Source organism: Psychrobacter cibarius (genome assembly GCF_904845955.1).
GTDB lineage: Bacteria > Pseudomonadota > Gammaproteobacteria > Pseudomonadales > Moraxellaceae > Psychrobacter > Psychrobacter cibarius_B.
Map to the genome: position 1 here is coordinate 286,589 of NZ_CAJGYX010000004.1, position 14,669 is coordinate 301,257.

The window sequence follows — 14,669 nt, forward strand, 5'->3', positions numbered from 1 at the left end:
CGCTCGATTTCCTTGTACTAGCATTAAGTGAAGCCAACTATAATCGTACGTGTGCTATTAAAGATTTGTTATTAAAAAATAGTGCCATTAAATATAAATAGATTAATAGCTCTCACCCTCAAACAGCACACGTACGGCACTTCATCCTAGTAATGACTGCCTATTACGCGGTGGCGTAAAAGGTCTCGCCTGCTGTTGCCATGTCGCGAATCTTTTGCGGGGCTTCATAAGCTTTGCCAAGGTATGCGTATTTTTCACACAGTGCCAAGTAGTTATCTAGACCCATTTGGTCGATATAACGGCAAGGTCCACCGCGGAATGGCGGGAAACCAACGCCCATAATCATCGCCATATCCGCTTCTGACGGCGTGCTGACGATGTTGTCTTCTAGGCAACGGACAGTTTCATTACAGAAAGCCAGCATAGTGCGGTCAATAATCGCTTGATCTTCAAACGTTTGCTTGTCACTATCAGTCGTGGTTTTTAATAGCTCATAAGTGGCTTCATCAGCTACTTTCTTTGGCTTGCCGCGTTTGTCCATTTCATACTTATAGAAACCAACGCCGTTTTTCTGACCTAAGCGTTTGTTTTCATATAAAAGCTCGATCGCGCCTTTATAATCAGGCTTCATGCGGTCAGGGAAACCTTCAGCCATGACTTCTGCACCATGTACGCCCGTATCCAAACCAACCACATCGATTAGATAAGCAGGACCCATCGGCCAGCCAAATTTTTCCATGACTTTATCGACATGAGCAAAATCAGCACCTTGCTTAAGGAGCAAGTCAAAGGCACCAAAGTATGGGAACAACACACGGTTGACTAAGAAACCTGGGCAATCGTTAACGACAACAGGCACTTTGCCCATTTTAGAGGCTAGCGCAACAGTGGTCGCAATCGCTTCTTCAGAGGATTTCTCACCGCGGATAACTTCAACCAATGGCATACGGTGTACTGGGTTAAAGAAATGCATACCAACGAAGTTTTCTGGACGCTCAAGTGCTTCAGCCAGATAAGTAATAGAGATAGTCGACGTATTTGATGCTAGGATACAATCATCTTTTACCAAGCCTTCAACTTCTTTAAGAACCGCACGCTTCACATTTGGATTTTCTACCACTGCTTCGATAACGATATCAGTTTCAGCAAAATCGCCATAATTCAAAGTAGGACGGATACGGCTTAAGGTTTCGCCCATTTTTGCTGGGGTCATTTTGCCGCGATCAACCATTTTACCAAGTAACTTGCTGGCTTCGCCCATACCAAGGTCTAATTGCTCAGACTTGATGTCTTTCATGATGATTGGCAAGCCTTTGCTGGCTGCTTGATAAGCAATACCGCCGCCCATGATGCCTGCGCCTAATACGGCCGCTTCATTGATTTCATGTGCTTTTTTGCTGTGCTGTTTGGCTAGCTTCTTAACCAACTGATCGCTTAAGAATAAACCAACCAAGCTTTCTGCTTGTGGCGTTTTCGCCGCTTTTGCAAAACCAGCGGCTTCTACTTCGATGGCTTTATCACGTGGTAAATTAACGTGTTTTTCCATTGCAGCGATAGCCAGTGCTGGCGCAGGGTACTGCTTAGGATTGGCCTTGGCAAAGATCATACCTTTGGCACTGTTAAACGCCATTGCTTGCTCAAGCTGATTTAATTTAACTGGAACCAGCTTCTCTTCACGCTTCGCTTTCCAATCAAGCTCACCTGAGATACATTTTTTGACTAGATCAATCGCAGCATCTTGCAAGTCATCTGCAGTAACAGTCGCATCAACCAAGCCTAGTTTCAGGGCATCAAGTGGTTTTTTTGGTGTACCAGTGGCAATCAATTCAAGCGCATTATCGATACCAATCACACGCGTAGTACGAACGGTACCACCAAAGCCTGGGAAGATACCCAATTGCGTTTCTGGTAGACCGATGATGGCTTTGTCGCTCATGACGCGATATTCACAAACCAAGGTCATCTCACAACCACCGCCAAGCGCCGCGCCATTGATAGCCGCTACTTTCGGGAAAGGCAGATCTTCAAAGCGGTTAAAGGCGTCATTGATACCTACGACCCAATCTTTAATCTCGCTTTCTGGCTTTTTAAAAGAGCCAACGAATTCTGTGATATCAGCACCAGCGATAAAGACGCCTTTACCTGAGGTCACGATTAAACCTTTGACGTCGTCGGCTTTTTCTAAAGCAGTAACCGCTTCACCAAATTGCTTATTGGTTTCAGCATCAAACTTGTTCACGCTCTCATTTTCGGCGTTGTACTGCATATTGGCGATGCCATCCTCTAGCATTGTCACCGTGATGCGATTTCCTTGGTATACCATTTGGAACTCCTTGCTATATAACGAAAGCTAGTTTTAAAATTAAAAGTTTTAAAATTAAAGGTCATAGCCAGTTATTGTTAGTAAAACGAGTAATAACACTGCCAATATACTGTGTTATAAAGTCAGTATAGAGTAAGCAGTGAAGATGTCTTTATTATCCAGCGCTCATGGTTATATATTCATTTTTTATGCTTAATGTTACCGCGTTAGCACAAATGAATACGGCGCTTCATTTATATATATTGTGACCAGTACTGATATTGAACATACTAGCATTAAAAATATAGACTGAGATTTGAGCAAATTTTTCGCTGAAATAAGCACGCAAACCTCTAGCCCTAAATCATCAGATCATTTTTACGCCAATTAGTGTAGGGGATTATGCCCCTAACTGTCACAAGCTAATACCATACTCACAAGTCACTCTTAAATCAGCAGCAGCCCTTTACCTGACTAGTAATGTGCTTTAAGTGACGGTTTGTATACTGAAATTGTATACTAAAAATTCGTCTTTTAAAGATTATAATGACAGATGCCTATCGTCACACGCCGTCACACGCTTAACTTGATTCTTTATCAAAACATATCCACTGACTAAGTTAAATCACCAATACGTAACGAGGGCTTGTTGCATTATTTCGGTGTACTTAATCGAGTTTTTAACAGTAAGCTGCAAAAATATGGCATTGATGATGCTCAGCCCATAAGCTATATAATCTATCATGCTACACTAGCGATATTTTTATTATTCACCTGATAAATGGTTGGGTTATGACTGTTTCTTCTACGCCAAGCTTTATACCTGAAAGCCTTATGCCTTCAAGACTTGTATCTTTTACTAGCTTTAATAACAACACCGAGCAATTTCATAGCGCCGTGCGCGCGCAACTTGCACAAGATATCGACGTGCTGTTTGCTTATGCTGAGCTGCCAAGCCCGCTGCTTGATGCCTGTCGTTATGTGATGACTGGTCAAGGTAAATTGGTACGTCCGTTATTGGTCGCCAGCGCCTTTGATAGTGTTAATCACAATAATATTAATGATAATACGAACGATGCTGATAAAAACCCTGATAAAGAAGCTAAGCAAAATAGCGATTTGGAAGCTCTATTAGAAAACGACTCCGATTATGATATGGCGCGCCGTGCGGCATTGGCGGTGGAGCTGCTGCATACCTATTCATTGGTACATGACGACTTGCCCTGTATGGACGATGATGAGCTGCGCCGTGGTCAGCCGACCGCTCATATCGTCTTTGAAGAATCGACCGCCCTACTCGCTGGCGACGTGCTACAGACGCTCGCCTTTGAAGTATTGACCGCAGAGCTGCCCACTTTTGCACCCTTTGATTCAGCTATCGCAAGCCAGCTTATCGCAATATTTGCACCACGTGCACGGCGTATGGTTTCTGGTCAAATGCTTGACCTGAATGCTGAGGCTAGTGCTAATATTTCACAAGGCGATCTAGAAGCTATCCACCGTGATAAAACAGGTGCATTGATTGAAGCCGCTATGCTTATGGGCGGCATCTGTGCTGGTGCGACCGCTCCGCAGCGTATGGCGCTACAAGAGTGCGCCCAGCATATTGGTCTCGCCTTTCAAGTACAAGACGATATCTTAGATGTGACGACTAGCACCGATACCCTTGGCAAACCTGCTGGCAGCGATGAAAAATTAGACAAATCCACCTATGTGAAGTTGATGGGTGTCGAAAACGCGACCAGCTATGCGCAATCGCTATTTAATGATGGACGTGCAGCCATCATTCGTGAACTGAGTCGTCATGAATCAAGCAGTAGCGAGCTTGGCAATGACGCAAACAATGATGCTTTACTGGCATTAATAGAATGGCTATGGGCACGTAAAAAATAGTCACAAATTTAATCATCAAAGAACGGTAATGAGTGGTCAACATGGACAGTAACCCTACTCCGCGTATTTATCTTGGCACTGGTGGCTATAGCGATACCGACTTGCTTGGTACGCTGTATCCAACTGGCACAAAGAAAACGGACTTCTTACGCGAGTACGCCAAGCAATACGGCGCAGTTGAGATTAATAGCACCTTTTACGCGCCTATCGGACAAAAAGCCTTTGCAGGTATGGTTAATAAAGCCTATGTGCAAGCAGATAGTGAGTTGAAGTTCGCGGTCAAGCTGCATCAAGACTTTACTCATGCGCGTAAAGGTACTGCCGAACATTCGCAAGCGTTTTTAAATGCCCTATCCCCGCTTATCGAAGCCAATGCTCTAGCGCCACTACTATTACAATTTCCCCATGGCTTTGACCGTACTCGTGAGCATCGACTCTATCTGGCAAATCTCGTCAGCTGGTTTCAAGATTATCCTTTAGCGGTCGAGTTTCGTCATAACGGCTGGCATACCCCGCAAGTGGTCGATAGCTTTCGGCAGCAAGGTCTCATTTGGTGCAGCGTTGATTATCCAAAGGTCAGCGGATTGCCACCGTCACGATTGATATTCACTCAGCGCACTGGCTATCTACGGATGCATGGCAATAATCTAAGCTGGTGGGATGCGATGAGTGCTGCCGAACGTCATGATTATCGCTATAGTGAAGCGGAGATGCAGGATTGGGCGCAAGCGATTGCCAATCAGCGTCAGCATTTTGATACGCTATATATTTTCTTTCAAAATACCGTCAACGCGCATGCGTATTATAATATTGCGATGTTGAGGGAAGCGTTGGGTAAGTTTGGATTTGAGGTGCTGTAGAGTATAGTTTGCGAAGTGCAACTCACCATTCAACGGCTAATTAAAACCACACCCTACAATAGCTATAGTCAATCCAGAATAAAATTGGTACAACCCATATCATGAAACAGCTTAGGTAAATTATTCTCCATCCACCCTTGTCGTAGAAACTTAGCCTGTGCCCATTTTTTTTCAATAGGGTTTAAATCAGGGCTGTAAGGCGGTAGAAATAACAAGCGATGACCATGCCTGTTGAGTAATCTCTGAACGCGTTTATGAAAGCTGGCGTTATCCATGACGATTACGCATTTTATTTTAAGACTTGGTATTAGCGTGTTTTTGCACCAGTTGTAGAATATGTCGCCATTGATATTCTTTTCGAAGTAATCAAGTGCAAATAACGCTTTTTCATATAAGGCACCAATAACATTGGTGCGTTTTTTACCTTGCCAGTTATAGCTATCGATGCAAGGGGTACCAATAGGTGCATAGCCATGAGAGCGGATGGTCTCAGCCTCGAAGCCACTCTCATCCATGTATACAATTGAATAGCCTTGAGCGATGTAGTCGCCCAGTTTACTTAGATATTTAGCTCTGTTTAATGGGCAAGCTTTTGGATGCTCTAAGGTCTTTTTTTTGACTGATACCAAGACGTTTTAAAGCGGCCTCGATGCCCGACTTACTACAGCCAAAACGCTGTGCTCTCTCGTACATGTAATCGTCTGGATGCTGTTCAACATCTTTTAATAAAGCTTCGTTAGGTATTTTACTGGGTGGTTTATTGCGAGTGAGTTTAATACTAGGATCTTTGAGCCAATTCTGTAGCGTGGCCTTACTAATGTCATAAAATGCACAAGCTTGTCTGATACTCATATCTTGTTGTTCGACACTTTTAATCACTTGAGCACGGAAGTCTGCTGAATAAGTCATAATCTTTTTACTTTTCGCTTGTTTTAAAACTACTGTACCACTTTTATAAAATATCTACTATAACAAATTAGTAAGTATATTACGGAAATCTCATATTTTTTAGCGAGGAATCAAGCTTGAGTACGGAAAAAACATTAAAGAAAGAGGAAAGTTTTAATAATCTATATAAGAAAATAGATGCAACTTCAAAAACAAGATTCAATGCATCTGACCGTCTGAGACTTCATAGCAAATATTCAACTTATACAGTTGTGATAATTTCTTTAGGATTAATTCTTATATCATTGATGCAAGCTTATAGCCTTGGAAAAAATATAAACAATGACTTAGTAACATTGATTCAGATTTTTTCGACCATCGCAGTATTAGTTTACTCACTTTTAATTGATAAAAATGATTACTCAAATTTATCTGAAAAAATGTATTCATGCGCAACACAGCTTGGTGAACTTAAACAAAAGATACATCCATTTCTAAATCAACCATATAGTCAAGTATCTTATGATGGTTTTAGAGATTCATACTACAACATATTAAAACTATTTGAGACTCATTCGAATAACTATTCTAGTAGTGACCACATTAGAGCACGGCTTGTAATGCCCGAAAACTATACTATTAAAGGTATGGAATGGTGGTACTCTAAACTTCATATATATTGGACTCTATTCTTAGATTTCTTCTCTTACATATTGGTTATAGGCACTTTAGCTGTAGTACTGTATTGGGTTTCATTTGACTGGGTTTGGTTTTGGAATTGACTAGACCAAAAAACGTTAAAACATTGACTACGTCTATACAGACTCTTAACTCTGAATAAATAGTTATATCTTTAGAAAATACAAAAAAAAGGACGCCTCTCAGCGTCCTTTTTTTATTAACCAAAACCTTAAGTCTTAAAGATTACTCTTCAACACCAGCATCTTGACCTTTGTATTTAGCATTTGCGTAGTCCCAGTTCACTAGCTTGTCTAGGAACGTGTCGACATAATCAGGACGACGGTTACGATAATCGATATAGTACGCATGTTCCCATACATCACAAGTCAATACCGCGATTTGGTCATGTGCAAGTGGCGTGTCAGCGTTAGCCGTTTTGGCGATAGACAATTTGCCACCGACTTTATCAGCGACTAGCCATGCCCAACCTGAGCCGAACTGAGTCAATGCTGCGTTTTTGAACTCTTCACGGAACTTGTCGTAGCTACCGAAGTCTTCTTCGATTTTAGCTTTTAGATCACCAGTAGGTTCGCCGCCGCCATTGGTTGGCGTCATGCAGTTCCAGTAGAACGTGTGGTTCCATACTTGGGCTGCTTGGTTGAACATACCTTGCTTGCTGTCATCTTTAGCAGTCGCTACGATGATTTCTGGCAATGTTTTGTCCTCTAGACCAGAACCTGGTAGCAATTCGTTGAGCTTAGTCACGTAAGCATTGTGATGCTTGTCGTGATGATACTCTAGCGTCTCGGCACTGATATGTGGCTCTAGTGCGTCTTTTGCGTATGGTAGCTCTGGTAAAGTAATGTTTGACATAGTTATTTTATCCTTGCTGTTTTTAGCCGTCATTTTATAAAAACTCATTATAGAAACTGAATTTTACGCTATTTTTACATCATAAAAAACACTATAAAATGGCGAACTAAATTGGCTGAGTTTATTGTTTGAAATGAATGTTATTGCTTAATACCGTTTATTGTTTAACACAGTATCACGTATTATTATGAATCCAAAATTAACTTACTTTTGTTACTGTTTGCTCAAAAGCCAAGTGCTTGACTTCATAAGCATTTATTAACTTAATATTCACAAGCCATAAGATATCATTCACGGTAGCTTGGCGGCTATTATAGCAACAGTGGCGACAAATATCAGTTACCAAATGTTATGGATAACACCGTTAGTATAGCCTTTGGTTGTCTATAGACTAAGCGCAGAATGCCTTGCCATGCCAATCGTGCTAGGCACTTAGCTGACTGATAAACTGATGAAATTGGCATTAAGATACCGCTATAATTTAAAAACTGATCATACTTTCAATAATGATACTTTCACTAACTATATTCTTAATAATGACATAACGGAATAACCCTATGAGCACCACGAATACCTCACGATCCTCCACCCAATCGACTCCTGATAATCAATGGGTGCTCGCCAGTAATAATAAAGGCAAACTGGCTGAGTTTAAAAGGCTGTTTGCCGAGGCAGATTTGGATGTGACAATCATCCCGCAGGGTCAGCTCAATATCGACGACGCCATCGAAGACGGGCTAAGCTTCGTAGAAAACGCTATTATTAAAGCGCGTCATGCCAGCCGTATCAGCGGAATGCCTGCGATTGCTGATGATTCAGGACTATGTGTGCCAGTATTAGGTAATGCACCGGGCATCTATTCTGCTCGCTATGCTGGTGAGCATGGCAATGATGGCAAAAACAACGCCAAACTCATCGCTGACTTGCAGCCTATCCGTGATGCGCAAGCTAACGAGCCTATTAATGGATTATTTGTTTGCGTACTGGCGATGGTGCGCCATGCTGATGATCCTCTACCGATTATCGCGCAAGGTCTATGGCAAGGTGAGATTTTAGAGACAGCGCATGGTGACGGCGGTTTTGGTTATGATCCGCTGTTTTGGTTGCCAGAGTTACAAGCTAGCGCAGCGAGCTTAAGTGCTACTGATAAAAATAGCATCAGTCATCGTGGTCAGGCGATTCAGCAATTATTGGCGCAGTTGCCGTTGTAGATAACCTTAAAACCTATAGTCGATTCAATTTATTCCTTTAGCTATTAATGCTGATACAAGAAAGTCTAGCGCAGAGGTACAAATCGTACTCTAAGCGAGATTGACGATGTGGCAAATTTAAAGTGAATTGACGATAAAGAGATAATTTTTACTTTAATAAACAGATAGATTATACTGTTCTACTTTTAAAATTTTGTTGAAAGCCGTTATTTGTCTGTATAATTCACCAAAAAGCGTTATTATGCGGTGCATTAACGGTTTATGATTGATATCTGATAGCGCCTATTACTAAGATATCCGTTTCACATTTTAGTATCAGTCAGCGCCAGTGGTGACCAAAGGCGATTGCTCAAGGTACTGACTTTGACATTGTGCGCTATCGCTATCCCCTATTTATTCCAACGGCAACCCATGGTACACGCCCGTAATTTGAGGCACGGTTTGTCTATTACCATTTAACCCTAAGTACTATTTAATCAAACGTACTATTTAATCCTAAAGGTGTAATTAACATGGCTACAGATTTACAAGTCACAACCAACAAGCTATCTAATAAAGAAACCCAATTGACAGTTAAAGTACCTGTCGAAAAAATTCAAAACAAAGTCGAAGGTCGTATTCGCCAAGTTGCGAAAACTGCCAAGATTGACGGTTTCCGTAAAGGTAACGTCCCTATGTCACACATCCGTTCACAGTACGGTGCTGGCATTCAACAAGAAGTCATCAACGATGTGATCCGTGATACCGTTTTTGAAGCGATCAAATCTGAAGACATCCGCGCGGTTGGCATGCCTAACATCGACGACGTAAAACTTGAAGATGATTTCTTGGTTTATCAAGCCACTGTTGAAATCTTCCCAGAAGTAGACGTGCAAGGTATCGATGAGATCGAAGTTGAGCGTCACACGGCTAAAGTAAGCGAAGAAGACGTCGACACTATGATCGAAAACCTTCAAAAGCAACGTGAAGAATTCGTTGAGAAAAAAGGTAAAGCGGACAAAGGCAATCAAGTAACTTTTGACTTTGAAGGCTCTATCGATGGCGAAAAATTCGAAGGCGGTTCTGCTGAAGACTTCAAACTGGTCATCGGTAGCAACCAGATGATTCCTGGTTTTGAAGCGGGTATCAAAGGCATGAAAGCTGGCGAAGAGAAAGTTATCGACGTGACTTTCCCAGAAGATTACCAAGCTGAAAACTTAGCTGGTAAAGAAGCTCAGTTCAAAATCAATGTAAAATTGGTTGAAAAATCTAAGCTACCAGAAATCAACGAAGAGTTCCTTGAGCTATTCGGCGTGAAAGAAGGCGGCGTTGAGAAGTTGAAAGAAGACGTTCGCAAAAACATGGAACGCGAAATCAAAAACGCGGCTCGTAGCCAAGTTAAGCAAGCGACTTTTGACGCATTGCTAGAAAAGAACGAATTTGACGTACCAAACGCCATGCTAGAGCAAGAAATCGAGCGTCAACGCAACATGATGATGCAACGTTTTTCTCAGCAGTTCGGTGCCAATGCTGATAGCTTCGATAAAGACATGCTACCAAATGAGCTATTTGAAGAGCAAGCGCTACGTGCTGCCCGTCTTGGCATCATCGTTGCTCGCGTTATCGATACCAAAGGCTTAGAAGTCGATCAAGAACGCGTTGAAACCTTCATCAAAGAAGCAGCTGAAAACTACGAAGATCCAAGCGAAGTAATCGAGTATTACACCAATGACAAGCAGCAGCGCGCTAACATTGAGTCTGTGGTACTAGAAGACCAAGTAGTTGATTATTTAATCGAGCAAGGTAAAGTAACTGACAAAGAAGTTAGCTACCAAGACCTATTAGCTGCACAGCAACAACAGCAGCAAGGCATGTAATTTAGTGAGATAACTTAGCAATTTGCCATTCAATGGCAAATTGCTAATCTCAATCTAAACACGCTCTAACATAATGCTCTAACGCAATGCTCTAACATATGTGTTAGGGCATTTTTATTGGGGATTTATATGCTATCTTTATGGACAGTTTATCACCAAGCCCCTTGATAAATGGTTACAGACGCCTTATTAATAGTGAGTCAATCATTTTATTAATAGCACTCATGTTATAAATAGAAAATTATTTTTCACATGAAAAAGTTACTATTGCCTCAATAAAAAAGTTACCATTAGCTCAATTATTTTTAGCGATATCTGGCGCTTATTATTTCAGCCAGCGAATATTATTAAAAAGCGGCAACATCTAGCATGATGAGCAGCCATACAAGCGTAGCCGCTCGCTAGCTTCAATCCCTTTATTTTATGTACTTATAAACAGGACATCTTTATGACAGATTATGATCGCATCACTGCCAACCCACATTTTGATATGCTGATGAGTGCGCACAATGATGCACAAGGTATGCAATATACCCAAAGCGCCCCTCAAGCTGCGTATGCAGCATTAGTGCCAATGGTCGTTGAACAATCCTCTCGCGGTGAACGCTCGTTTGATATTTTCTCGCGTCTATTGCGTGAGCGCGTTATCTTTTTGACCGGTCAAGTCGAAGACCATATGGCCAATCTGATTGTTGCACAGTTGCTATTTTTAGAAGCGGAAAACCCTGATAAAGACATCCACTTGTATATCAATTCACCAGGCGGCTCAGTGAGTGCAGGCTTGGCAATCTTTGATACCATGAACTTCATCAAACCTGAAGTATCGACCATCTGTATGGGCGGCGCTTATAGCATGGGCTCGTTCTTGCTCGCGGCTGGTCAAAAAGGCAAACGTTACTCTCTTGCCAATGCTCGTGTCATGATTCATCAGCCTTCAGGCGGCGCGCAAGGTCAAGCAACCGATATCGAAATTAATGCGCGTGAAATTCTAAAAACGCGTGCCCGTTTAAATGAGATTTTGGCAGAACGTACTGGTCAACCATTAGAGAAAATTGAAAAAGACGTTGAGCGTGACTTTTGGTTAGATGCGAAAGAAGCCAAAGAATACGGTCTGGTTGATGAAGTATTAGAGCGCCGCCCTACTTCTTTATAATTACCGCATAAGAGTAAAAGCTTTGATGGGCATCAAAAGCCTGAGCGTTATACGTTTTGGCTTTGATGTAAAAAATCAAAACATTTGTAAGTTTTAAATTTTAGGAGCGCCTTTTATGGCAGAAGATAACACCCCGCATTGCTCGTTTTGCGGCAAAGCCAAAAGCGATGTACAGCAGCTGATTGCCGCTGACGATGCCAATATCTGTAATGAATGTATTGAGCTATGTACCGATTTAATCGCTGACAGCGCTGAAGATGGCGATGATGACAGCGACATTGATACGTCTTGGGTCAATAAAAAGCTACCAACGCCAAAAGAGCTGCGTGCTAAGCTTGACGAATACGTCATTGGACAAGACGCTGCTAAAAAAGCCTTAGCTGTTGCCGTTTATAACCATTATAAGCGCCTAAAAGTTAGCCAAACCTTAGCCAATGACAGCAAAAAAGCGAAGATTGGCGCTGACGATGCCATGGTTGAATTGGCGAAAAGTAACATTTTGCTGATTGGCCCAACGGGTTCTGGTAAGACCTTGCTGGCGCAAACCTTGGCGCGTCTACTGGATGTGCCTTTTGCGATGGCCGATGCGACGACCTTGACCGAAGCCGGTTATGTCGGTGAAGATGTCGAAAACATCGTGCAAAAGCTCTTGCAAGCATCAGATTATGATGTGAGTAAAGCGGAACAAGGCATCATCTATATCGATGAGATTGATAAAATCAGTAAAAAAGGCGACAACCCGTCTATCACGCGTGATGTGTCAGGCGAAGGCGTACAGCAAGCGTTGCTAAAGCTTATCGAAGGTACGGTCGCTGCCATTCCGCCGCACGGTGGCCGTAAGCATCCACAGCAAGAGCTGATCCAAGTTGATACGAGTAACATCTTAATCATCGTCGGTGGGGCGTTTGCCGGTCTTGATGCGGTTATTCAGCAGCGTACAGAAAAAGGCGGTATCGGCTTTAATGCAGATGTCAGCTCAAAAGATGATAGCAAACGCAGTTCAGAATTACTGCAACAAGTAGAGCCTGAAGATTTGATCAAATTTGGTCTTATTCCTGAGCTCATCGGTCGTCTTCCTGTTCTCGCTGCACTCACAGAGCTGGACGAGGACGCATTGGTGCAGATATTGACGGAACCAAAAAACGCCTTGGTTAAGCAATATAAGTATCTATTCGATATGGAAGGCGCTGACATTACTTTTACCAAAGAAGCGCTCGATGCAATTGCCAAAAAAGCCATGGCGCGTAAGACTGGTGCTCGTGGTTTGCGTTCTATCGTTGAAAATGCGCTCCTTGAGACTATGTACGAGTTGCCTTCGATGAAAAATGCCAAGACTGTCATCGTCGATGAGCAAGTGATTAATGAAGGTAAAACACCTGAAATCATCTTTTCTACCGACGACTCAGAGCAAATAGCGATAGATGCTTAGCGGTTGTTATCAGCTTTATTAAAACTGTCATTGAAGTAAAGGCGTCTAGCATATCTTATGCTAGACGTTTTTTTATGGCTGCTCACTTATGATTTTTTTATGACAGCCAATGTATGAGTAAAGTGACAGCGGCGTCTATCAATCCTTCATAGCTAAAACCACAAAGCATGCTAAGGTAAATGTGCTACCAACACCTATCACTGATGAAACAAAGGACTGTTTATCATGCTTAACAATGTTACTTCTATCGCAACCTCATTACGTCAACACTTGCCTTTTCATACCACGACAGACCAAGTTATTACCCCTTATTATCATAATCATGTCGCGGCTATTACGGGTGCAGGCTCTGGTATGGGTCGCGAGCTGGCCATTCATTTGGCAAAGATGGGCTGCCACGTGGCGCTCTCTGATATCAACGCGGCGCAACTGGCACAGACCAAAGAATTGCTCGTCGGTTATGATATCAAAGCGACTATGACGGTGCTTGATGTCTCAGACTATAAAGCCGTGGAAGCGTGGGCAGATAGCGTCATGGCAGACCATGGCAAAGTGAACTTCATCTTTAATAATGCAGGCGTGGCGCTATATTCGACCGTGGAAGGCAGTAGTATTAGCGAACTTGAATGGGTGATGGACATCAATTTTTGGGGTGTGGTCTATGGCACCAAGGCATTTTTGCCATTGATTAAAAATAGTGTCAAACAAAGCGAATCGACGAATGGCAGCAAAAAAAGCAGATCGCGCCAACTTAACGAGCATGGTCACATCATTAATATCTCAAGCCTGTTTGGCTTGACCGCGCAGCCGTCACAATCTGCGTATAACGCCAGTAAATTTGCTGTACGCGGCTTTACCGAAAGCTTGCGTCAAGAGCTAGATATTCAGCGCTGCGGTGTGTCAGCGACCTGCATCCATCCCGGCGGGATTAAAACCAATATTGCCAATAGTGCCCGTGGCAATGACAGTATCAATGATATTGGCATGCGTACTGGCCCCAAAGCCATTCAGAGCTTTAATAAATTCCTGAAATTTGATGCAAGCAATGCCGCTTGGATTATTTTGCAGGCTGCCGCGACCAATCAACCGCGCTGTCTGATTGGCAATGATGCCAAAATAATCGACGCGGTACAGCGTGTCTTTCCAGCGACATACAGTCAAATATTGAACGATGTCCATACGCTCTCTCGTAAGCTCAAACCACGCCGCCATAAAAAACCAAGCACGCCAAAATAATATATTCTAAGAGTATTTGCCCACAAAAAAGCGCTTAAATATTGATAATATTTAAGCGCTTTTTGATCGATAGTATGTCAATACTGTCTTTCAATATCGTTCTTCATACAGTATGAAATTAATTCATATCTCTCTAAAGCCAAAACACTTTATCTATTTATATACTTTAATTATTTAATATTTGATACAATTATGTTTCTAGCAACTTACAGATTGATGACTCATTCAGATTTTTTGCACAAAAATTAAGATTACTTCTGTCATTTTGACAGCTAAATTATCATAAA

12 protein-coding genes are annotated in these 14,669 nt (G+C 42.2%); 8 read left to right on the top strand and 4 right to left on the bottom strand.

Translation table 11 applies throughout. From position 1 onward, the window contains the following. Positions 1 to 163: 163 nt before the first annotated feature. The gene (gene fadB, locus JMV76_RS10160) at positions 164 to 2,323 is read right to left on the bottom strand and encodes a fatty acid oxidation complex subunit alpha FadB (RefSeq protein ID WP_201502581.1); all 2,160 of its coding nucleotides are present in this window, start codon (positions 2,321 to 2,323) and stop codon (positions 164 to 166) included. 771 nt (positions 2,324 to 3,094) lie between these two features. Here fadB and JMV76_RS10165 point away from each other — a divergent pair. Both JMV76_RS10165 and JMV76_RS10170 read left to right on the top strand, forming a co-directional pair. Continuing rightward, a complete protein-coding gene (locus tag JMV76_RS10165; protein WP_201502582.1) occupies positions 3,095 to 4,195 on the top strand; it encodes a polyprenyl synthetase family protein in 1,101 nt (366 codons plus the stop codon). Between the two features lie 41 nt (positions 4,196 to 4,236). Next, positions 4,237 to 5,055: a DUF72 domain-containing protein gene (locus JMV76_RS10170; RefSeq protein ID WP_201502583.1), complete on the top strand. Its 819-nt coding sequence runs from the start codon at positions 4,237 to 4,239 to the stop codon at positions 5,053 to 5,055. Between the two features lie 68 nt (positions 5,056 to 5,123). Here JMV76_RS10170 and JMV76_RS10175 read toward each other — a convergent pair whose 3' ends face one another. Together JMV76_RS10175 and JMV76_RS10180 are read right to left on the bottom strand one after the other, a co-directional pair. Continuing rightward, the gene (locus JMV76_RS10175) at positions 5,124 to 5,684 is read right to left on the bottom strand and encodes an IS630 family transposase (RefSeq protein WP_201502335.1); all 561 of its coding nucleotides are present in this window, start codon (positions 5,682 to 5,684) and stop codon (positions 5,124 to 5,126) included. Next, positions 5,623 to 5,964: an IS630 transposase-related protein gene (locus JMV76_RS10180; RefSeq protein WP_037026110.1), complete on the bottom strand. Its 342-nt coding sequence runs from the start codon at positions 5,962 to 5,964 to the stop codon at positions 5,623 to 5,625. The genes JMV76_RS10175 and JMV76_RS10180 overlap by 62 nt, the downstream gene beginning before the upstream one ends. A 116-nt stretch (positions 5,965 to 6,080) precedes the next feature. On the opposite strand from JMV76_RS10180, the gene JMV76_RS10185 reads away from it, so the two are divergent. Continuing rightward, positions 6,081 to 6,725, top strand: coding sequence for an SLATT domain-containing protein (locus JMV76_RS10185; protein ID WP_201502584.1), 645 nt, complete (start codon positions 6,081 to 6,083; stop codon positions 6,723 to 6,725). 142 nt (positions 6,726 to 6,867) lie between these two features. Here the strand turns inward: JMV76_RS10185 and JMV76_RS10190 are convergent, their stop codons facing one another. Then, complete coding sequence (locus JMV76_RS10190; protein WP_045448006.1) at positions 6,868 to 7,497, bottom strand: superoxide dismutase; 630 nt, start codon at positions 7,495 to 7,497, stop codon at positions 6,868 to 6,870. Between the two features lie 557 nt (positions 7,498 to 8,054). Between JMV76_RS10190 and rdgB the strand changes: the two genes are divergently transcribed. From rdgB to JMV76_RS10215, 5 genes are all read left to right on the top strand, one after another. Continuing rightward, positions 8,055 to 8,708, top strand: a complete 654-nt coding sequence (gene rdgB / locus JMV76_RS10195) for an RdgB/HAM1 family non-canonical purine NTP pyrophosphatase (RefSeq protein ID WP_201502585.1) — start codon at positions 8,055 to 8,057, stop codon at positions 8,706 to 8,708. Positions 8,709 to 9,220: 512 nt separating this feature from the next. Further along, positions 9,221 to 10,564: a trigger factor gene (gene tig, locus JMV76_RS10200; RefSeq protein ID WP_193008522.1), complete on the top strand. Its 1,344-nt coding sequence runs from the start codon at positions 9,221 to 9,223 to the stop codon at positions 10,562 to 10,564. Positions 10,565 to 11,087: 523 nt separating this feature from the next. Next, a complete protein-coding gene (gene clpP, locus JMV76_RS10205; RefSeq protein WP_201502616.1) occupies positions 11,088 to 11,717 on the top strand; it encodes an ATP-dependent Clp endopeptidase proteolytic subunit ClpP in 630 nt (209 codons plus the stop codon). Positions 11,718 to 11,832: 115 nt separating this feature from the next. Then, positions 11,833 to 13,146: an ATP-dependent protease ATP-binding subunit ClpX gene (gene clpX / locus JMV76_RS10210; RefSeq protein ID WP_055125865.1), complete on the top strand. Its 1,314-nt coding sequence runs from the start codon at positions 11,833 to 11,835 to the stop codon at positions 13,144 to 13,146. A 225-nt stretch (positions 13,147 to 13,371) separates the two neighbouring features. Continuing rightward, entirely contained in the window at positions 13,372 to 14,382 is a 1,011-nt protein-coding gene (locus JMV76_RS10215) for an SDR family NAD(P)-dependent oxidoreductase (RefSeq protein ID WP_201502586.1), read from the top strand. Positions 14,383 to 14,669: the final 287 nt, after the last annotated feature.